General features: G+C 58.5%; 18 protein-coding genes. 13 read left to right on the top strand and 5 right to left on the bottom strand.

Annotated features, from left to right (window positions below):
• Nucleotides 1-45 precede the first annotated feature (45 nt).
• Complete coding sequence (gene nudE, locus AC6CWS_RS20135; RefSeq protein WP_065883132.1) at nt 46-606, bottom strand: ADP compounds hydrolase NudE; 561 nt, start codon at nt 604-606, stop codon at nt 46-48.
• Nucleotides 607-926: 320 nt separating this feature from the next.
• Here nudE and AC6CWS_RS20140 point away from each other — a divergent pair, with 320 nt between their 5' ends.
• The 5 genes from AC6CWS_RS20140 (at nt 927) to pckA (ending at nt 7,083) form a co-directional block, all read left to right on the top strand.
• Entirely contained in the window at nt 927-3,056 is a 2,130-nt protein-coding gene (locus AC6CWS_RS20140) for an intracellular growth attenuator family protein (RefSeq protein ID WP_065883136.1), read from the top strand.
• A gap of 60 nt (nt 3,057-3,116) precedes the next feature.
• Nucleotides 3,117-3,800 carry a GMP/IMP nucleotidase gene (gene yrfG, locus AC6CWS_RS20145; protein WP_004202162.1) on the top strand — a complete coding sequence of 228 codons (684 nt, stop codon included), beginning with the start codon at nt 3,117-3,119 and terminating at the stop codon, nt 3,798-3,800.
• Nucleotides 3,797-4,198, top strand: a complete 402-nt coding sequence (gene hslR / locus AC6CWS_RS20150) for a ribosome-associated heat shock protein Hsp15 (RefSeq protein WP_065883138.1) — start codon at nt 3,797-3,799, stop codon at nt 4,196-4,198. Before yrfG ends, hslR begins: the two co-directional genes overlap by 4 nt.
• An 18-nt stretch (nt 4,199-4,216) precedes the next feature.
• Nucleotides 4,217-5,101 (top strand): Hsp33 family molecular chaperone HslO, encoded by an 885-nt coding sequence (hslO, locus tag AC6CWS_RS20155; protein ID WP_074442664.1) that lies wholly within the window; start codon nt 4,217-4,219, stop codon nt 5,099-5,101.
• Between the two features lie 359 nt (nt 5,102-5,460).
• Complete coding sequence (pckA, locus tag AC6CWS_RS20160) at nt 5,461-7,083, top strand: phosphoenolpyruvate carboxykinase (ATP) (protein ID WP_065883140.1); 1,623 nt, start codon at nt 5,461-5,463, stop codon at nt 7,081-7,083.
• A gap of 77 nt (nt 7,084-7,160) precedes the next feature.
• Here pckA and envZ read toward each other — a convergent pair whose 3' ends face one another.
• Both envZ and ompR read right to left on the bottom strand, forming a co-directional pair.
• The gene (gene envZ / locus AC6CWS_RS20165; RefSeq protein WP_023291203.1) at nt 7,161-8,516 is read right to left on the bottom strand and encodes a two-component system sensor histidine kinase EnvZ; all 1,356 of its coding nucleotides are present in this window, start codon (nt 8,514-8,516) and stop codon (nt 7,161-7,163) included.
• A complete protein-coding gene (ompR, locus tag AC6CWS_RS20170) occupies nt 8,513-9,232 on the bottom strand; it encodes an osmolarity response regulator transcription factor OmpR (RefSeq protein ID WP_001157751.1) in 720 nt (239 codons plus the stop codon). Before ompR ends, envZ begins: the two co-directional genes overlap by 4 nt.
• Before the next feature lie 227 nt (nt 9,233-9,459).
• Between ompR and greB the strand changes: the two genes are divergently transcribed.
• The 5 genes from greB to feoC all read left to right on the top strand — a co-directional run bounded on the left by greB (nt 9,460) and on the right by feoC (nt 15,607).
• Complete coding sequence (gene greB, locus AC6CWS_RS20175) at nt 9,460-9,933, top strand: transcription elongation factor GreB (protein WP_002920503.1); 474 nt, start codon at nt 9,460-9,462, stop codon at nt 9,931-9,933.
• 101 nt (nt 9,934-10,034) lie between these two features.
• Complete coding sequence (locus AC6CWS_RS20180) at nt 10,035-12,365, top strand: Tex family protein (protein WP_065883144.1); 2,331 nt, start codon at nt 10,035-10,037, stop codon at nt 12,363-12,365.
• A 418-nt stretch (nt 12,366-12,783) separates the two neighbouring features.
• A complete protein-coding gene (feoA, locus tag AC6CWS_RS20185) occupies nt 12,784-13,011 on the top strand; it encodes a ferrous iron transporter A (protein WP_002920506.1) in 228 nt (75 codons plus the stop codon).
• Nucleotides 13,012-13,039: 28 nt separating this feature from the next.
• On the top strand, nt 13,040-15,358 hold the full coding sequence (gene feoB, locus AC6CWS_RS20190; protein WP_032454235.1) for a Fe(2+) transporter permease subunit FeoB: 2,319 nt from the start codon (nt 13,040-13,042) through the stop codon (nt 15,356-15,358).
• A 9-nt stretch (nt 15,359-15,367) separates the two neighbouring features.
• Nucleotides 15,368-15,607 (top strand): [Fe-S]-dependent transcriptional repressor FeoC, encoded by a 240-nt coding sequence (feoC, locus tag AC6CWS_RS20195; RefSeq protein WP_004202151.1) that lies wholly within the window; start codon nt 15,368-15,370, stop codon nt 15,605-15,607.
• Between the two features lie 86 nt (nt 15,608-15,693).
• Here feoC and AC6CWS_RS20200 read toward each other — a convergent pair whose 3' ends face one another.
• Nucleotides 15,694-15,963, bottom strand: a complete 270-nt coding sequence (locus AC6CWS_RS20200; protein WP_004202149.1) for a YdgH/BhsA/McbA-like domain containing protein — start codon at nt 15,961-15,963, stop codon at nt 15,694-15,696.
• A gap of 120 nt (nt 15,964-16,083) precedes the next feature.
• Nucleotides 16,084-16,857 (bottom strand): pimeloyl-ACP methyl ester esterase BioH, encoded by a 774-nt coding sequence (bioH, locus tag AC6CWS_RS20205; protein WP_023291206.1) that lies wholly within the window; start codon nt 16,855-16,857, stop codon nt 16,084-16,086.
• 39 nt (nt 16,858-16,896) lie between these two features.
• Here bioH and gntX point away from each other — a divergent pair, with 39 nt between their 5' ends.
• The 3 genes from gntX (at nt 16,897) to gntT (ending at nt 19,858) form a co-directional block, all read left to right on the top strand.
• Nucleotides 16,897-17,571, top strand: coding sequence for a DNA utilization protein GntX (gntX, locus tag AC6CWS_RS20210; RefSeq protein ID WP_065883147.1), 675 nt, complete (start codon nt 16,897-16,899; stop codon nt 17,569-17,571).
• Nucleotides 17,572-17,629: 58 nt separating this feature from the next.
• Nucleotides 17,630-18,205, top strand: coding sequence for a Fe-S biogenesis protein NfuA (gene nfuA, locus AC6CWS_RS20215; protein ID WP_004202143.1), 576 nt, complete (start codon nt 17,630-17,632; stop codon nt 18,203-18,205).
• A gap of 336 nt (nt 18,206-18,541) precedes the next feature.
• Entirely contained in the window at nt 18,542-19,858 is a 1,317-nt protein-coding gene (gene gntT, locus AC6CWS_RS20220; protein WP_008806999.1) for a gluconate transporter, read from the top strand.
• The last annotated feature ends 102 nt before the right edge of the window (nt 19,859-19,960 follow it).

Genomic DNA, 19,960 nt, shown 5'->3' on the forward strand with positions numbered 1-19,960 from the left:
GCGCCTGCGGGCGCTTTTTTATTGCTGCTTAGCGTGAACGCTCGTTCAAAGTCTCCCCTTGGCCTGCAGCCATTCCCGCACTAAAAACAGCGCGCTGACGTTGCGGGCCTCGTTAAAATCTTCTTCATCCAGCAGCGACATCAGCTGCGCCAGCGGCCAGCGCACCTGCGGCAGCGGCTCGGGCTCATCGCCCGGCAGCGACTCCGGATAGAGATCTTCCGCCACCAGGATGTTCATTTTGCTGGAGAAGTAAGAGGGAGCCATACTGAGCTTCTTCAGGAACGTCAGCTTATTGGCGCCGAAGCCAACCTCTTCTTTCAGCTCGCGATTGGCCGCTTCATCAACGGTTTCACCCGGATCAATCAGCCCTTTGGAGAAGCCCAGCTCGTAGGATTCCGTCCCGACGGCATACTCGCGAATCAAAATAATATGATCATCCACAATCGGCACAATCATTACCGCTTCGCGGGTGGAAGGCCGCATACGTTCATAAACGCGACGCACACCGTTGCTGAATTCCAGATCGACGCTTTCGACATTAAAGAGGCGCGAACGGGCGACAGTTTCAACATTGAGAATGGTGGGTTTTTGTAATGATTTGCTCATTGTCATCGGTCTATGCTGTGATTAAGCAGTCATTGTGCGATACGCAACACGCTTTCGGCAATCCAAATCGCCACTTATTTACAGAGTTGTAACCTTTTCCCTGCAAAGGTGAAAGTAATAAAGATAAAAAAGTCAATAGCTTGAATTCTGTTTGAGAATTTACCGATTTCTGCGCTTTAACGTTTTTGGTAAGCTTATACACTGCTGCATGACATATTCACTACCCTGCAAGCAGGTGCGCCGCTAACACTGCAGCTTGACGTTAGTCTTCACCTTCACCGACGATTTCGTAAGAAAAATATAACTATGATGGGATGGGCATGGGCACCTTTCTGATATTCCTTACAGCTCTGCTAATCTGCGTATTGCTCATTGGATGGTGGTATCGCTCGCACGCCAGACGCCGCCGGCTCCCCCTACTGCACGCCTTTAGCGATGCTACCACGCGGCCGCTCCCTGCCGATGAGCGCCAGGCCATCGAAAAGTATCTTGCCGAACTGAGCCGCGCCCTGCAGGTTCCCGCGTCCGGCGCCACCAGCGCGCCCGTCGCTCTGGCGCTAAACGAACAGAGCGATACCGTCTATGGGTTGACGCGAGCCATCACCCGCTACGGGATCACCACCGACGCGCCGAATAAATGGCGCTATTTTCTCGATTCGGTGGAGGTACATCTGCCGCCGTTCTGGGAACAGCATATCAACGATGAAAACAGCGTCGAGCTGATCCCCACCGACAGCCTGCCGCTGGTTATCACCCTTAACGGTCATACCCTGAGCGACTATCGTCAGGAAGCGCAAAGCTACGCTCTGGAACGCGCCTCGGCCACCCAGGCCTCGATTCGCGGCGAAGAGAGCGAACAGGTAGAGCTGCGGCAGATCCGGCGGGAAAGCCCGGAAGAGCACGCCCTGAATCGCCCGGACGGTCTGCGGGAAGCGATCCTGATCGTCGCCTCTTTCCTGGTCTTTTATTTCAGCCTGATTGGGCCAGCCGTCTTTACCCCGTGGCTGGTGGCCGCCGGTTTGCTGCTGCTCGCCGCCGGTCTGTGGGGGATCTATGCCCCGCCGCGCCGCGCCGCGCTGCGCGAAATCCACTGCCTGCGCGGCGTCCCGAAGCGCTGGGGGCTGTTCGGCGAAAACGATCAGGAACATATCAATAATATCTCGCTGGGCATTATCGATCTCATCTATCCGCGCCACTGGCAGCCCTGGATCGCCCAGGACCTCGGACAGCAGACCGATATTGATATCTATCTCAACCGCCATGTGGCCCGTCAGGGACGCTACTTGTCGCTTCATGATGAAGTGAAAAATTTCCCGCTGCAGTACTGGCTGCGCAGCGCGATTATCGCCGCCGGCGCCCTGGTGGTGGTGATCATGCTATGGGCCAGCGTACCGCTGAATATGCCGTTTAAGTTCACCCTGTCGTGGCTGAAGGGGGCGCAGACGATTGAAGCCACGACCGTCAGCCAGCTGGAAAAGGCCCATGTGCGCATTGGCGATACGCTGCGCCTGACCGGTACCGGGATGTGCAACATCCGCACGCCGGGCAGTTGGACGGCCAAAGAGGATTCGCCGTTCCTGCCTTTCGATTGTTCGCAGATTGTGTGGAACGATGCCCCTCCTCTGCCGCTGCCGGAGTCTGACATTGTCAGCAAAGCGACCGCCCTGATGGAGTCCGTCCAGCGTCAGCTGCACCCGGAAACCGACGACGACTCCCGCGTCAGCCCGGCGCTGCGCTCCGCCATTCAAAAATCTGGCATGGTGCTGCTGGATGATTTCGGCGATATCGTTCAGAAAACCAACGATCTCTGTTCGGCTGCCGATGATTGCCTGCGCCTGAAGAACGCGCTGGTTAATCTCGGCAATACCCGTAACTGGGAGACGTTAATCAAGCGCGCGTCCGCCGGGAAACTGGATGGCGTGAACGTGCTCCTGCGGCCAGTCAGCGCCGAGTCGCTGGAGAATCTGGTGACCACCTCAACCGCCCCCTTTGTAATGCGTGAAACCTCGCGAGCGGCGCAGGCGCTCAACAGCCCGGCCCCGGGCGGCTTCCTTATCGCCAGCGACGAGGGCAGCGTGCTGGTCAATCAGCCGTGGCCGGCGGTAAGCCTGTATGATTACCCGGCGCATGAGCAGTGGGGCGAACTGCGGCGGCTGGCCGGTATGCTGATGCATACCCCCTTCCATGCCGAAGGGATCGTCACCAATCTGTTTACTGACGCCAACGGCACCCAGCATATCAACCTGCACCGCATTCCCGACCGCAGCGGCCTGTGGCGCTATCTGGGCATCACCCTGCTGCTGCTGTCGATGGTGGGATGCATGGCTTACCACGGCGTGCAGGCGCTGCGTCGTTATCAACGCCATCGCCAGCGTATGGAAGAGATTCAGAAATATTACGAAAGCTGCCTGAACCCGGTGCTGCTCCCCTCGTCTGACCCGCAAGATTAATTTCCCCGGCGGCAGGGTGTGATACCCTGTCGCCCATTTCCCGCTCGCTGGAGAGTCATCATGCATTTTGATATCGCCTGGCAGGAGGTCGATACCGTTCTGCTGGATATGGACGGCACGCTCCTGGATCTCGCTTTCGATAACTATTTCTGGCAAACGCTGGTGCCGGAAACCTGGGGGGCCGCCCGCGGCCTCAATCTGCAACAGGCGAAAGAGGCCATGCACCAGGAGTATCATGCCGTGCAGCATACGCTAAACTGGTACTGTCTGGATTACTGGAGCGAGCGCCTGGGTTTGGATATTTGTGCGATGACCAGCGAACAGGGTCCGCGCGCCACGCTGCGTGAGGATACCGTGCCGTTCCTTGATGCGCTCAAGGCCAGCGGTAAGCGACGTATTCTGTTGACCAATGCCCATCCCCACAATCTGGCGGTGAAACTCAAACACACCGGCCTGGATGCGCACCTTGATTTATTACTTTCCACCCACACATTTGGTTATCCGAAAGAGGATCAGCGTCTGTGGCGCGCCGTGGCGGAGGAAACCGGCCTTGAGGCGCATAAAACGCTGTTTGTCGACGACAGCGAGGCGATTTTGGATGCCGCGAGGGAGTTTGGCATTCGCTACTGCCTGGGCATTACCAATCCCGACTCCGGGCTGGCGGAAAAGCAGTATCTGCGCCATCCGGGGCTGAATGATTACCGACGACTGATCCCTTCGCTTACCCCGAAGGAGAGGCGATGAAAGAGAAGCCTGCCGCAACCGTCAGACTGGATAAATGGCTTTGGGCCGCCCGCTTTTACAAGACCCGCGCGCTGGCGCGGGAGATGATTGAAGGCGGCAAGGTGCATTACAACGGACAACGCAGCAAACCAGGGAAAATCGTCGAACTGGACGCCATGCTGACGCTGCGTCAGGGCAACGACGAGCGGACGGTGCGCATCGTCGGTATCACCGAGCAGCGCCGCCCGGCAAGCGAAGCCGTCACCCTGTATGAAGAGACGGCGGAGAGTATCGAGAAGCGTGAAAAAATGGCCCTGGCGCGCAAAATGAACGCCCTGACCATGCCGCACCCTGACAGACGTCCGGACAAGAAAGAGCGCCGCGACCTGATGAGATTTAAACACGGCGAGAGTGAGTAACTCGCGCCAGAAAGAGAGATGATTATGACTCAACGCGATCAATTACATCGTTATCTGTTTGAAAACTATGCCGTGCGCGGCGAGCTGGTGACGGTGTCGGAAACCCTGGAACAGATTCTGGCGAATCACACTTATCCCCAGCCGGTGAAAACGGTGCTGGCGGAGCTGCTGGTCGCCACCAGTCTGCTGACTGCGACCCTGAAGTTTGCCGGCGACATTACCGTGCAGCTGCAGGGCGATGGGCCTTTACAGCTGGCGGTGATCAACGGCAATAACCAGCAGCAGCTGCGCGGCGTCGCGCGCGTGCAGGGCGAGATTGCGGACGATGCGGATCTGAAAGCGATGGTCGGCAACGGTTATCTGGTCATTACCATCTCCCCGGAAGAGGGTGAGCGCTATCAGGGCGTGGTCGGTCTGGAAGGCGATACGCTGGCCGCCTGCCTGGAAGATTACTTCCAGCGTTCAGAGCAGCTGCCGACGCGCCTTATCATCCGCACCGGCGAACATGAAGGCCAGCCGATGGCGGGCGGGATGCTGCTGCAGGTGATGCCGGCCCAGGATGCCCAGACTGCCGACTTTGAGCACCTGGCGACGCTCACCGAGACCATCAAGGCGGAAGAGCTGTTCACCCTGCCGGCGAACGATGTGCTGTGGCGTCTGTACCATGAAGAAGAAGTCACGGTCTACGATCCGCAGAGCGTGGAGTTCAAGTGCACCTGCTCCCGCGAACGCTGCGCCGGCGCGCTGAAGACGCTGCCGGACGAAGAGATAGATAGCATCCTTGCCGACGAAGGCGAGATTGATATGCACTGCGACTACTGCGGTAACCACTATATCTTCAACGCCATGGACATCGCCGAGATCCGTAACAACGCCTCTCCGGCCGACCCGCAGGTCCATTAATCCTCACTTCTTCTTCAGGCACCGGGCGGCGATGTGGTTTGTCGCCCGGTGCCTGACTTTTATTTATTCACGAGTTGAATCGATTCTCGCTGAAAGAGTTACGTAATTTTATTCCAGGAAAGCGATTACATTCACATTTCAGCAGTTTTTTTAATTACTTTTTAACCATTGAGAAACATCTAACCCCACCATTCGGCCATTTCCTGAGATAATCCACTTCACTTCGTGACAGGAGTCACCGTTTTTTTCGTCATTCTGCGGAATGTCGAGATACGTAAATCTATGAGCCTGGTCGCGGTCAATACCCGGTAATAAACCCTACAATTTACAGCAGTACATCTTGGCTAAGGAGCAGTGACATGCGCGTTAATCATGGTTTAACCCCGCAGGATCTCAAGGCTTATGGTATCAATGACGTTCAGGATATCGTCCACAACCCCAGCTACGACATGTTGTTTCAGGAAGAGCTCGACCCCAACCTGGAAGGCTACGAACGTGGCGTATTAACCAGTCTGGGTGCTATCGCCGTCGACACGGGCATTTTTACCGGTCGTTCTCCGAAAGATAAGTACCTCGTGCGCGACGACACCACCCGCGATACCGTCTGGTGGTCTGATAAAGGCAAGGGTAAAAACGACAACAAGCCGCTTTCGCAGGAAACCTGGCAGCATCTGAAAGGGCTGGTGACACAGCAGCTGTCCGGTAAACGCCTGTTTATCGTCGACGGCTTCTGCGGCGCTAACGCCGATACCCGTCTCAGCGTACGTTTCATTACCGAAGTGGCCTGGCAGGCGCACTTCGTGAAGAACATGTTCATTCGCCCGAGCGACGAAGAGCTGGCGGAATTCGCGCCCGACTTCATCGTGATGAACGGCGCGAAGTGCACCAACCCGCAGTGGAAAGAGCAGGGCCTGAACTCGGAAAACTTCATCGCTTTCAACCTCACCGAGCGCATTCAGCTGATCGGCGGCACCTGGTACGGCGGCGAAATGAAGAAAGGGATGTTCTCGATCATGAACTACCTGCTGCCGCTGAAGGGCATCGCCTCCATGCACTGTTCTGCCAACGTCGGCGAGAAAGGCGATGTCGCCATTTTCTTCGGCCTCTCAGGCACCGGCAAAACCACCCTTTCCACCGATCCGAAACGCCGCCTGATTGGCGATGACGAACATGGCTGGGATGACGATGGGGTGTTTAACTTCGAAGGGGGCTGCTACGCCAAGACCATCAAGCTCTCTGAAGCGGCCGAGCCGGATATCTATCACGCCATCCGCCGCAACGCCCTGCTGGAAAACGTGGTGGTGCGCGCCGACGGCACGATCGATTTCGATGACGGTTCAAAAACCGAAAACACCCGCGTCTCCTACCCCATCGACCATATCGATAATATCGTCAAACCGGTCTCCAAAGCGGGTCACGCCACCAAAGTGATCTTCCTGACGGCCGATGCGTTCGGCGTACTGCCGCCGGTCTCCCGCCTGACCGCCGATCAGACGCAGTACCATTTCCTGTCCGGGTTTACCGCCAAACTGGCCGGCACCGAGCGCGGCGTGACCGAACCCACGCCAACCTTCTCCGCCTGCTTCGGCGCCGCCTTCCTGTCGCTGCACCCGACGCAGTACGCCGAAGTGCTGGTCAAACGTATGCAGGCGGCTGGCGCGCAGGCTTATCTGGTCAATACCGGCTGGAACGGCACCGGCAAGCGCATCTCGATTAAAGATACCCGCGCCATCATCGACGCCATCCTCAATGGCTCGCTGGACAACGCGGAGACCTTTACCCTGCCGATGTTTAATCTGCAGATCCCGACGGCGCTCCCGGGCGTGGATACCCAGATCCTCGATCCGCGCAGCACCTATGGTTCCCCGGAGCAGTGGCAGGAAAAAGCCGACCAGCTGGCGAAGCTGTTTATTGAGAACTTTGAGAAGTATACCGATACGCCAGCGGGCGCCGCGCTGGTGGCGGCAGGGCCGCAGCGCTAACGGACGCAGAGATGAAAAAGCCGGGCTTGCCCGGCTTTTTATTGCGCAGCGTTTTGACCAGCCAACCGCGGGCGCGATCAGCTCTCTTTGGCCGGTTTCATCGGCGTCAGCACCCGGTGCACCGGCAGCCAGGCGCGGATCAGTAACCCGCCGCGTTCGCTGGAGCCAATCTCCAGCCGGCCGTTGTGATTGTCGATAATACGCTGAACAATCGCCAGCCCCAGCCCGGTTCCGCTGGTGCTGCGGGCGCTGTCGCCGCGCACAAACGGCTGAAACAGGTGCTCCCGCTGCTCAGGTTTAATCCCCGGTCCGTCATCTTCAACCTGGAACCACGCCCGGCTCGCTTCGCTGCCGCTGCTGACCTTGATCCAGCCATTGCCATAGCGGGCCGCGTTGACCACCATATTCGCCAGCGCGCGCTTGATAGACAGAGGATGCATGCGTACCGGAATTTCGCCGGCCTGCAGGGCGGTGGCGATCTCCCGCTCATAGCCGCTCTCCGCAGCGATCACTTCCCCCAGCACCGCATTCAGATCCGCCAGCTCCAGCGGCATCTCCTGCCCGGTGCGCAGGTAGTCGATAAACTGCTCGATGATGGCATTGCACTCTTCGATATCTTTGTTGATCGACTCCGCGAGATAGCCGTCCTGCTCGCCCATCATCTCGGTGGCCAGACGAATGCGGGTCAGCGGAGTACGTAAATCATGGCTGACCCCGGCCATCAGCAGCGTACGGTCGTCGGCCAGCTGCTTCACGCCCGCGGCCATGTGGTTGAAGGCGCGGGTCACCGATCGCACCTCAGAGGCGCCGTACTCGCGCAGCGGCGGCGGGATGATGCCGCGCCCGACCTGCAGCGCCGCATGCTCCAGATCCACCAGCGGGCGGTTCTGAATACGGATAAACAGCCAGGCGCCGCCTATCGCCAGCAGCATGATCGCCAGGGTATAGCGGAACAGCGGCGAGAAGTCGCCCTGATGGATCTCGGTCAGCGGCACCCGCACCCAGATATTGGGCGACAGCCAGGTCTTCAGCCACACCACGGGGGAGCTTTTATTGACCTCCACCCGCACCTCAGTGGGGCCGCCAAGCTGATGAGCCATCTGCTGGCTCAAGAATTCATAATGCTGCGCCCAGCGCAGGCCTGCGTCTTCCGCCGCTTCATTGGAATAGAGCGAAATCCCCAGCTCGCGATAAATTTCACGACGAAACGCCGGGGGCACCACCAGTTGGGTGCCATCCTCCAGCTGCAGCTTATCGGTCATCAGCATACGCACTTCGTAGGCCAATACTTTATTAAACTGCTGGAGGCTCGGCAGGATCGCGAAATTCAGTACCACCAGATAGGTCGTCACCAGGCTGACGAACAGCAAGGTGACGATCAGGAGCAGCGTGCGAGCAAAGGAGCTGCGCGGCGAAAAGCGCACGCGTTTCATGCCTTAGAACCGTCCGGGACGAAGACGTAGCCCAGACCCCAGACGGTCTGGATATAGCGCGGATGCGCCGGGTCCTCTTCCACCATGCGGCGCAGGCGGGAGATCTGTACGTCGATGGAACGCTCCATCGCAGAGTATTCGCGGCCGCGAGCGAGGTTCATTAACTTATCGCGCGACAGCGGCTCACGAGGATGGCTAACCAGCGCCTTCAGGACCGCGAACTCGCCGCTGGTCAACGGCATCGGCTCGTCTTCACGGAACATTTCGCGGGTGCCCAGATTCAGTTTGAATTTACCAAAGGCGATAACCGCCTCTTCCTGCGACGGCGCGCCCGGCAGCTCGTTCGCCTGACGGCGCAGCACCGCCCGGATGCGGGCCAGCAGTTCGCGCGGGTTGAACGGCTTCGGAATATAGTCGTCAGCCCCGATCTCCAGGCCCACGATCCGATCGACCTCTTCGCCTTTCGCCGTCACCATAATGATCGGCATCGGGTTGCTCTGGCTGCGCAGACGGCGGCAAATCGAGAGACCATCTTCCCCGGGCAGCATCAGATCCAGCACCATCAGGTGGAAGGATTCGCGGGTTAACAGACGATCCATCTGTTCGGCGTTCGCCACGCTACGAACCTGGAAGCCCTGCTCGGTCAGATAACGTTCGAGCAGCGCACGCAGGCGCATGTCGTCATCCACAACCAGAATCTTATAATTCTCTTGCATTGTTTGTACTCCCAAAGGTTCACTGCAATAGTCAGTGCGTATTCTCAAAAAAGCCCGGCGCGCTCACCAGCTAAATCTGGTATACATTCCAGGCTAAATTGTTACAAAGCATATTTAACAGCAGGTTAAGTATACATTTAATCATAAGACACAGTATTTATCCTGTCGGTATTATTGCGCGCTACAAATTGTGCGCAACGACAGACTGTCAGAAGGTTGAACTCACGATGAAAACGCCGCTGATCACCCGCGAGGGATATGAAAAACTGAAGCAGGAGATGGACTACCTGTGGCGCCAGGAGCGCCCGGAAGTGACCAAAAAGGTGACCTGGGCCGCCAGCCTTGGCGACCGCAGCGAGAACGCGGATTACCAGTACAACAAAAAGCGCCTGCGCGAGATCGATCGCCGGGTCCGCTATCTGACCAAATGTCTGGAACAGTTAAAGATCGTCGATTACTCCCCGCAGCAGGAGGGCAAAGTCTTCTTCGGCGCCTGGGTAGAAATTGAAAACGATGAAGGCGATATCAAGCGCTTTCGCATCGTCGGTTACGATGAAATTTTTGGCCGCAAAGACTATATCTCCATCGACTCGCCGATGGCGCGCGCACTGTTAAAAAAAGAGGTCGGCGATCTGGCCATCGTTAACACGCCGGCGGGGGAAGCCAGCTGGTATGTCAACGAGATCGAATACGTAAAATAGACAAGAACTTTCCGAGAGACGCCGGGCGCGGCTGGCATTTTCAGCCGCCAGTCCGTATAACTAGTCCCTGTTTTTTTGACCCTAAAGATGAATTAAAAGCCATGATGAATGATTCGCTCTGCCGCATTATTGCGGGTGAACTTCAGGCCAGAGCCGAACAGGTAGAAGCTGCCGTTCGCCTGCTTGATGAAGGGAACACCGTGCCGTTTATTGCACGATATCGTAAAGAAGTCACCGGCGGTCTGGATGACACGCAGCTGCGTAATCTGGAAACCCGCCTCGGCTACCTGCGCGAACTCGAAGACCGTCGTCAGGCGATCCTCAAATCCATCGCTGAACAGGGCAAACTGACCGACGCGCTGGAAAAAGCCATCAATACCACGCTCAGCAAAACCGAACTGGAAGACCTCTACCTGCCGTACAAGCCGAAGCGCCGTACCCGCGGACAGATCGCCATCGAAGCCGGGCTGGAGCCGCTGGCTGACCTGCTGTGGAACGAACCGTCCCACGATCCGGAAACGGAAGCCGCAAAATATATTGACGCCGATAAAGACGTGGCCGACAGCAAAGCGGCGCTGGATGGCGCGCGCTATATTCTGATGGAGCGTTTTGCCGAAGACGCCGCGCTGCTGGCGAAGGTCCGTGACTATCTGTGGAAAAACGCCCACCTGGTCTCCACCGTCGTCAGCGGCAAAGAAGAGGAAGGCGCCAAATTCCGCGACTACTTCGATCACCACGAGCCGATCGCCGCCGTGCCGTCGCATCGCGCGCTGGCGATGTTCCGCGGCCGCAACGAAGGCGTCCTGCAGCTCTCTTTAAACGCCGACCCGCAGTTTGACGAGCCGCCGAAAGAGAGCCACGGCGAGCAGATTATTATCGACCACCTGGGCCTGCGCCTGAACAACGCCCCGGCGGACAGCTGGCGTAAAGGCGTCGTCAGCTGGACCTGGCGGATCAAAGTCCTGATGCACCTCGAAACCGAGCTGATGGGCACCGTGCGCGAGCGCGCCGAAGACGAAGCCATTAACGTCTTCGCCCGCAACCTGCACGACCTGCTGATGGCCGCGCCCGCCGGGCTGCGCGCCACCATGGGCCTTGACCCGGGCCTGCGCACCGGGGTGAAAGTGGCCGTGGTTGACGGTACCGGCAAACTGGTGGCGACGGACACCATTTACCCCCACACCGGCCAGGCCGCCAAAGCGGCCGTCGCCGTCGCCGCGCTGTGTGAGAAGTACAACGTTGAGCTGGTGGCCATCGGCAACGGTACCGCCTCGCGTGAAACCGAGCGTTTCTTCCTCGACGTGCAGAAGCAGTTCCCGAAGGTCACCGCTCAGAAGGTGATCGTCAGCGAAGCCGGGGCTTCCGTTTACTCCGCCTCCGAGCTGGCGGCGCAGGAGTTCCCGGACCTCGACGTGTCGCTGCGCGGCGCGGTCTCCATCGCCCGCCGTCTGCAGGATCCCCTGGCCGAGCTGGTGAAAATCGACCCGAAATCCATCGGCGTCGGTCAGTATCAGCACGATGTCAGCCAGACCCAGCTGGCGCGTAAGCTGGACGCGGTGGTGGAAGACTGCGTGAACGCCGTCGGCGTTGACCTGAACACCGCCTCCGTGCCGCTGCTGACCCGCGTTGCCGGCCTGACCCGCATGATGGCGCAGAACATCGTCGCCTGGCGCGACGAGAACGGCCAGTTCCAGAACCGCCAGCAGCTGCTGAAGGTCAGCCGTCTGGGGCCGAAAGCCTTTGAACAGTGCGCCGGCTTCCTGCGTATCAACCACGGCGACAACCCGCTGGACGCCTCCACCGTTCACCCGGAAGCCTATCCGGTGGTCGAGCGCATTCTGGCGGCGACTCAGCAGGCGCTGAAAGATCTGATGGGCAACAGCAGCGAGCTACGGAACCTGAAAGCCGTCGATTTCACCGATGAGAAGTTCGGCGTACCGACCGTTACCGACATTATCAAAGAGCTGGAAAAACCGGGCCGCGACCCGCGTCCTGAGTTCAAAACCGCTCAGTTCGCCGACGGCGTGGAGACTATGAACGACCTGCTGCCGGGGATGATCCTCGAAGGCGCGGTGACCAACGTCACCAACTTCGGCGCGTTTGTTGATATCGGCGTTCACCAGGACGGCCTGGTGCATATCTCTTCCCTTTCGAACAAGTTCGTTGAAGACCCGCATACGGTGGTGAAAGCGGGCGACATCGTGAAGGTCAAGGTCATGGAAGTCGATCTGCCGCGTAAGCGTATCGCCCTGACCATGCGTCTCGACGAGCAGCCGGGCGACAGCAACGCCCGCCGCGGCGGCGGTCAGGATCGCCCGCAGGGCAATCGCCCGGCCGCGAAAGCCGCCAAACCCCGCGGTCGCGACGCGCAGCCTGCCGGCAACAGCGCGATGATGGATGCCCTCGCCGCGGCGATGGGTAAAAAACGCTAATCCCTCCCTGCCCCTTTTCAGGGGCAGTTTTCCTTTTCATTGTCACTGACCTATAGCCGCCTTTTCGCGCAAATGGCTCTCAGTTATTTCTGATAACCTGCATTTATTCCGCGCCGGGCAGATAGCGAAATTAATATTTTCATTTCGTTAACTTAAGAAACCTTAATTAAACATTAGAGCGACGAAATAATATTTCGCATATTTTTGATCACAGGCGGACTTTGCGGCATATCAATAAAAAGGTGAATTTCACTTTAAAAATGGCATAAAGCGCATCATATGTATTGATGATAAAAACCATTCTCATTATCATCGCTTGCAGAATGTTTTTTCTTTTTCGTTGGCTACGGTCCCCGGCGCAACTGCCTCCAGGCGTCCGGAAAATTCTTCTTCGGTTAGCGATAGACAAGTAGGCCCTATGCAATTCACACCTGATAGTGCGTGGAAAATTACCGGATTTTCCCGCGATATTAGCCCAGCATACCGTCAGAAATTGCTCTCCCTCGGCATGCTGCCCGGATCCTCTTTTCATGTGGTGCGCGTGGCGCCGCTCGGCGATCCTGTTCATATTGAAACCCGACGCGTCAGTCTGGTATTACGCAAAAAAGATCTCGCCTTAATCGAACTGGAAGCGGTTGCACAATAACGGCTGACCCGGCACAAGAGTTTGAAATATGAAAAAATTAACCGTTGGTTTAATTGGTAATCCTAATTCCGGCAAGACTACCCTGTTTAATCAGCTGACCGGCGCCCGCCAGCGCGTGGGCAACTGGGCCGGGGTCACCGTTGAGCGTAAAGAGGGCGTGTTCGCCACCACTGACCACCAGGTCACGCTGGTCGACCTCCCGGGAACCTACTCTCTGACCACCATCTCTTCGCAAACCTCGCTGGACGAGCAGATCGCCTGCCACTACATCCTCAGCGGCGACGCCGACATGCTGATTAACGTGGTCGACGCCTCCAACCTCGAGCGAAACCTCTATTTGACGCTGCAGCTGCTCGAGCTGGGGATCCCCTGCGTCGTGGCGCTGAACATGCTGGATATTGCCGAAAAGCAGCAGGTGCGTATCGATATCGATGCCCTCGCCGCACGCCTCGGCTGCCCGGTCATTCCGCTGGTTTCGACCCGCGGACGCGGGATCGAAGCGCTGAAGATTGCCCTCGACCGTCATCAGGCGAACAGCGATATCGAGCTGGTCCACTATCCACAGCCGCTGCTGCGCGAAGCCGACCTGCTGGCGCAGCAGATGTCAGCGCAGATCCCGGCCCGGCAGCGGCGCTGGCTCGGTCTGCAGATGCTGGAGGGCGACATCTACAGCCGGGCCTATGCCGGCGACGCCGCCGATAAACTGGATATCGCCCTGGCGAATCTCAGCGACGAGATCGACGACCCGGCCCTGCATATCGCTGACGCGCGCTATCAGACCATCGCCGCCATTTGCGACGCCGTCAGCAACACCCTGACCGCCGAGCCGAGCCGTTTCACCGCGGCGATGGACAAAGTGATCCTCAACCGCTTCCTCGGGTTGCCGATTTTTCTCTTTGTTATGTACCTGATGTTCCTGCTGGCCATCAACATCGGCGGCGCGCTGCAGCCGATTTTCGACGCCGGCTCGGTCGCGGTCTTTATTCACGGTATTCAATGGCTGGGTTACACCCTGCACTTCCCGGACTGGCTGACCGTCTTCCTCGCCCAGGGGATCGGCGGCGGTATCAACACCGTACTGCCGCTGGTGCCGCAGATCGGCATGATGTATCTGTTCCTCTCCTTCCTCGAGGACTCCGGCTACATGGCGCGCGCCGCCTTTGTCATGGACCGCCTGATGCAAGCTCTCGGCCTGCCGGGGAAATCCTTTGTCCCGTTGATTGTCGGTTTCGGCTGCAACGTGCCGTCGGTGATGGGCGCCCGCACCCTCGACGCCCCGCGCGAACGTCTGATGACCATTATGATGGCGCCGTTTATGTCCTGCGGCGCGCGGCTGGCGATCTTCGCCGTCTTCGCGGCCGCCTTCTTTGGTCAGAACGGCGCGCTGGCGGTCTTCTCGCTCTACGTGCTGGGCATTGTGATGGCCATTCTCACCGGCCTGATGCTGAAGCACACCATTATGCGCGGCGAAGCCTCGCCGTTCGTGATGGAGCTGCCGGTGTACCACGTCCCGCATATTAAGAGCCTGATTATCCAGACCTGGCAGCGCCTGAAAGGCTTTGTGCTGCGCGCCGGGAAGGTGATCGTCATTGTCAGCATCTTCCTCAGCGCGCTGAACAGCTTCTCGCTGAGCGGTAAGGTCGTCGACAACATCAACGACTCCGCGCTGGCCTCGGTGAGCCGGGTCATCACTCCGCTGTTTAAGCCGATCGGCGTGCATGAAGATAACTGGCAGGCCACCGTGGGCCTGTTTACCGGCGCAATGGCGAAGGAGGTGGTGGTCGGTACGCTGAACACCCTCTATACCGCCGAAGATATCCAGAACGAGGAGTTCAATCCGCAGACCTTCAGCCTCGGCGAGGAACTGCTGGCCGCCGTCGACGAAACATGGCAGGGACTGAAAGACACCTTCAGCCTCAGCGTCCTGGCCAACCCCATCGAAGCCAGCAAAGGCGATGGCGAAATGGCCACCGGCGCGATGGGCGTGATGGGCAGTAAATTTGGCAGCGCCGCGGCGGCTTACAGCTACCTGATCTTCGTTCTTCTCTATATCCCCTGCATCTCGGTGATGGGGGCCATCGCCCGCGAATCGAGCCGCGGCTGGATGACCTTCTCCATTCTGTGGGGACTGAATATCGCCTATTCGCTCTCGACGCTCTACTACCAGACCGTCAGCTTTAGCGACCATCCGCGCTACAGCCTGGTGTGTATCCTGGCGGTGATATTGTTCAACGTGGTGCTCTTCGGTCTGCTGCGTCGGGCGCGCAGCCGGGTTGACGTCTCGCTGCTGGCCACCCGGAAAACGCCGGCCTCCTGCTGTTCCAGCCCGGCTGGCGATTGCCACTAAGGAGGATCTGTGGCGTCGTTAATGGAAGTCCGCGATATGCTGGCCCTGCAGGGCCGCATGGAGGCGAAACAGCTCAGCGCCCGCCTGCGGACGCCTCAGCCGCTGATTGACGCCATGCTCGAACGCATGGAAGCCATGGGTAAGGTGGTACGGATCAGCGAAACCAGCGAGGGCTGTCTCTCCGGCAGCTGTAAAAGCTGTCCTGAAGGGAAAGCGGCGTGCCAGCAGGAGTGGTGGGCGCTGCGATGAAGGGAGTAAGGCCTGCAAGCGCCACGGGATAAAACGAGTGCGACAGCAGAGAAAAACGGGCCAGCAGGCCCGTTTTTATGACTGGATTATTTATACACGTCAGCGTTAGCGTGAACGGTTTTTTCGTTTTTCTGCCCGGCAATCACCACAAAGTATTTTCCACCCAGCTCATCGGCTTTTTTCGACAGATCGCGTCGGGCGTCCATCGGCGAGGTCGTCCTTGAGGTCGTGATGCTGCCGACCTTGGTCAGATTCATCTTCGCCACGTCCTCTTTTTGGATCTCTTTCGCTGCGAATGCGCCAAAAGACAGACAGCCAATCACCAGAGATGCAACCATTCCTGTAACAAGTTTCATAGCCTCTACTCTCCATTAGGTTGTTATTTTAGGTCACGGTGGCGGAATGAAATAATCAACCACCGTAACAACCTAAGTATTGCTGTGAATGGCCCTTTTACCATGGCGCGGCAAAAAAAATTACCCCAGCCGTTTTTTCAACGCCAGCAGCGGCTCGCAGAAGGCCGCGGGATGGGAAACAAACGGCGCATGCGCTGCCTTGTCAAAGAGAATTGACTCACTATCCGGCCATAGCTTATCCAGCAGCGGGACAATCTTGCGCGGCACCAGCCCGTCCAGCCGACCGTACAGCCGCAGAAACGGCATCGGCAGTCCGACCAGCGCCTGACGCAGATCGACGGTTCTGAGGATCTCCAGACCGCCGTTCAGCGCCTCAGCGGAAGGCATCGGCAGCGAGAGCACCGCCTGCTTTAACGCCCGCGCATCCTGACGAGCGCTCTCCGTTCCCATGGTTTGCAGGGCGAGGAACCGCTCGACGGTACGCTGGAAATCCTCGCTCAGCTGCTGCTGAAATCCGGCCAGCACCTCCGGCTTGATGCCCGGCCAGTCCTCATGGGCCGCGAAACAGGGGGAAGAGGCGACCGTTACCAGCGCCTGCACCCGTTGCGGGCACCTTATCGCTATCTGGCTGGCCACCAGCCCGCCCAGGCTCCAGCCCAGCCACACCGCCTGAGGCGGAGCCTGCTCCAGCACCCGCTGCGCCATCGCCTCCAGCGACATCGCCCCAAACCCGCCGCTACGGCCATAGCCCGGCAGGTCCACCAGGTGAAGGGTAAAATGCGAAGCCAGCTGCGGCGTGATGCAATCCCAGACCTGAGCGTTCAGCCCCCAACCGTGCAGCAGCACAAGATGACAATCACCTTCGCCGATTGTTTGCCACCAGATGTCGTTCATCCGTTACCGTTCTCTTTTTTACTGGACAGAAGGCCAAATATGCTAACAGCACACAGCTTATGCTGGCTATGCCAAATGCCGCTGGCGGTCGCCCGCTGGGGGATCTGCTCTCGCTGCAGCCGCGCCCTGCTCGCCTGCCCCCCGCTCTGCCCGCAGTGCGGCCTGCCGTCGGCAATGTCCCGGCATCCCTGCGGCCGCTGCCTGCAAAAGCCGCCTCCCTGGCATCGGATGGTAGCGGTCAATGACTATTGTCCGCCGCTGAGCGATCTGGTGCGGCAGCTGAAGTTTCACCATCGTCCGGAACTGGGCCCCGCCCTGGCGCGCCTGCTGCTGCTGCGCCTTAAACAGCGTGACGATTTGCCGCCGGTAGACGCGCTGGTCGGCGTGCCGCTGGGGCATCGCCGCCGCTGGCGCCGGGGTTATAATCAGTGCGATGAGCTGTGCCGACCGTTAGCCCGCTGGCGTGGGTGCGTCTGGCGTCGCGACGGCCTGACGCGCCAGCGAGCGGGCGCCGTGCAGCATTCGCTTAATGCCCGCCTGCGCAGGCAGAACCTGAAAAATGCCTTTCAGCTTGAATTTGCCGTGCAGGGACTCCATATCGCTCTGGTGGATGATGTCGTCACGACCGGCAGCACCGTCGCCGAGATATCCCGCCTGCTTTTGCGAAACGGCGCCGCGACGGTTCAGGTATGGTGTGTATGCCGTACCTTGTAGACCCCCGCTGATGGGCGTATTATAACCCAGTAAAATAGTCAACTATTAGGCCAACGCTATGATCCGTATTTCCGATGCTGCACAAGCGCACTTTGCCAAACTGCTGGCAAATCAGGAAGAAGGGACGCAAATTCGCGTATTTGTGATTAATCCCGGCACCCCAAACGCTGAGTGCGGCGTATCCTACTGCCCACCGGATGCGGTGGAAGACACCGACACGGCGCTGAAATTTGAACAGCTGACCGCCTATGTCGATGAGCTCAGCGCGCCCTATCTGGAAGACGCTGAAATTGATTTCGTCACCGACCAGCTTGGCTCGCAGCTGACCCTGAAAGCGCCGAACGCCAAAATGCGCAAAGTCGCTGACGATGCCCCGCTGATGGAGCGCGTCGAGTACCTGCTGCAGTCGCAGATTAACCCGCAGCTGGCCGGGCACGGCGGCCGCGTGTCGCTGATGGAGATCACCGACGACGGTCTGGCTATCCTGCAGTTCGGCGGCGGATGCAACGGCTGCTCGATGGTCGACGTGACCCTGAAAGAAGGTATTGAAAAACAGCTGCTGAACGAGTTTCCGGAGCTGAAAGGGGTTCGCGATCTGACCGAGCACCAGCGCGGCGAGCACTCCTACTACTAAGCCTTCCCTCCGGCGGCAGCCTGTCGCCGGCTCTCCTTTCTCCTTTCTGTGTTACCGCGCAACATCTCCCGCTAAACGACCGGCAAAAACCGGGGAAAGAGTATGACTTAAGTCTCATATTTAACATTTTCCCCCGCCAGGTGATTCTCAACCCTCACATGTTACCCGTATCATCCCCTTCAGGCGCCACCGGCAAAAAAATAGCCAGCTATCCTTTCTCTGGGTAAGGATAATGCAAGCGTTTACGGTGCCAGACTATTTTGCTCCCTGACGGAGCGAATGTTGTAAAGGTTGAAACTTTGACGTTACCCATAACAAATTAAGGCCAGGTAAATCATGCCATTAATCATCGTTGCTATCGGGGTTGCCCTGTTATTGCTGTTAATGATCCGTTTCAAAATGAACGGCTTCATTGCGCTGGTTCTGGTGGCGCTCGCCGTCGGATTAATGCAGGGTATGCCGCTGGATAAAGTGATCGTCTCCATCAAGAACGGCGTCGGCGGTACCCTTGGCAGCCTCGCGCTGATCATGGGCTTCGGCGCTATGCTCGGTAAGCTGCTGGCAGACTGCGGCGGCGCTCAGCGTATCGCCACCACGCTTATCAATAAATTCGGTAAGAAGCATATTCAATGGGCCGTGGTCCTGACCGGCTTCACCGTCGGTTTCGCCCTGTTCTATGAGGTGGGCTTCGTGCTGATGCTGCCGCTGGTGTTTACCATCGCCGCCTCGGCCCGTATTCCGCTGCTGTACGTCGGCGTACCGATGGCCGCCGCGCTCTCCGTCACCCATGGCTTCCTGCCGCCGCACCCGGGTCCGACCGCGATCGCCACCATCTTCCACGCCGATATGGGTAAAACGCTGCTCTACGGCACCATTCTGGCTATCCCGACGGTTATTCTCGCCGGCCCGGTTTTCGCCCGATTCCTGAAAGGCATTGATAAGCCGATCCCGGAAGGCCTGCATAACCCGAAAGTGTTCACTGAAGAAGAGATGCCTGGCTTTGGCGTCAGCGTCTGGACCTCGCTGGTTCCGGTGATCCTGATGGCGATGCGCGCCGTTGCCGAGATGATCCTGCCGAAGGGCCACGCCTTCCTGCCGATTGCCGAGTTCTTCGGCGACCCGGTCATGGCCACCCTGATTGCGGTACTGATCGCGCTGTTCACCTTCGGTTTGAACCGCGGCCGCTCCATGGAGCAGATCAACGATACCCTGACCTCTTCGATTAAAATCATCGCCATGATGCTGTTGATCATCGGCGGCGGCGGCGCCTTCAAACAGGTGCTGGTGGATAGCGGCATGGATAAATATATCGCTTCTATCATGCACGAATCGAATATGTCTCCGCTGTTTATGGCCTGGTCCATCGCCGCGGTGCTGCGTATCGCGCTGGGTTCGGCGACCGTTGCCGCCATCACCGCGGGCGGGATCGCCGCGCCGCTGATCGCTACCACCGGCGTCAGCCCGGAGCTGATGGTTATCGCGGTCGGCTCCGGCAGCGTTATCTTCTCCCACGTGAACGATCCGGGCTTCTGGCTGTTCAAAGAGTACTTTAACCTGACCATCGGCGAGACCATCAGGTCCTGGTCGGTGCTGGAAACCATTATCTCGGTCTGCGGCCTGGTAGGCTGTCTGCTGCTGGGGATGGTGGTGTAAGGTTACTCCCGCCATAGAAAAAGGCCGGTCCGCATCATGCGGACCGGCCTTTTTTATCGGACATACTCTTCGCCGCGCTGAGGTGCGCGCGGCGGGGAGTCA

The organism is Klebsiella sp. M041, assembly GCF_059759695.1.

Bases quoted from the DNA above. Each gene is read 5' to 3' on its own strand.
- nudE (WP_065883132.1), bottom strand. From the start codon at position 606: ATGAGCAAATCATTACAAAAACCCACCATTCTCAATGTTGAAACTGTC.
- AC6CWS_RS20140 (WP_065883136.1), top strand. From the start codon at position 927: ATGGGCACCTTTCTGATATTCCTTACAGCTCTGCTAATCTGCGTATTG.
- yrfG (WP_004202162.1), top strand. From the start codon at position 3,117: ATGCATTTTGATATCGCCTGGCAGGAGGTCGATACCGTTCTGCTGGAT.
- hslR (WP_065883138.1), top strand. From the start codon at position 3,797: ATGAAAGAGAAGCCTGCCGCAACCGTCAGACTGGATAAATGGCTTTGG.
- hslO (WP_074442664.1), top strand. From the start codon at position 4,217: ATGATTATGACTCAACGCGATCAATTACATCGTTATCTGTTTGAAAAC.
- pckA (WP_065883140.1), top strand. From the start codon at position 5,461: ATGCGCGTTAATCATGGTTTAACCCCGCAGGATCTCAAGGCTTATGGT.
- envZ (WP_023291203.1), bottom strand. From the start codon at position 8,516: ATGAAACGCGTGCGCTTTTCGCCGCGCAGCTCCTTTGCTCGCACGCTG.
- ompR (WP_001157751.1), bottom strand. From the start codon at position 9,232: ATGCAAGAGAATTATAAGATTCTGGTTGTGGATGACGACATGCGCCTG.
- greB (WP_002920503.1), top strand. From the start codon at position 9,460: ATGAAAACGCCGCTGATCACCCGCGAGGGATATGAAAAACTGAAGCAG.
- AC6CWS_RS20180 (WP_065883144.1), top strand. From the start codon at position 10,035: ATGATGAATGATTCGCTCTGCCGCATTATTGCGGGTGAACTTCAGGCC.
- feoA (WP_002920506.1), top strand. From the start codon at position 12,784: ATGCAATTCACACCTGATAGTGCGTGGAAAATTACCGGATTTTCCCGC.
- feoB (WP_032454235.1), top strand. From the start codon at position 13,040: ATGAAAAAATTAACCGTTGGTTTAATTGGTAATCCTAATTCCGGCAAG.
- AC6CWS_RS20200 (WP_004202149.1), bottom strand. From the start codon at position 15,963: ATGAAACTTGTTACAGGAATGGTTGCATCTCTGGTGATTGGCTGTCTG.
- bioH (WP_023291206.1), bottom strand. From the start codon at position 16,857: ATGAACGACATCTGGTGGCAAACAATCGGCGAAGGTGATTGTCATCTT.
- gntX (WP_065883147.1), top strand. From the start codon at position 16,897: ATGCTAACAGCACACAGCTTATGCTGGCTATGCCAAATGCCGCTGGCG.
- nfuA (WP_004202143.1), top strand. From the start codon at position 17,630: ATGATCCGTATTTCCGATGCTGCACAAGCGCACTTTGCCAAACTGCTG.
- gntT (WP_008806999.1), top strand. From the start codon at position 18,542: ATGCCATTAATCATCGTTGCTATCGGGGTTGCCCTGTTATTGCTGTTA.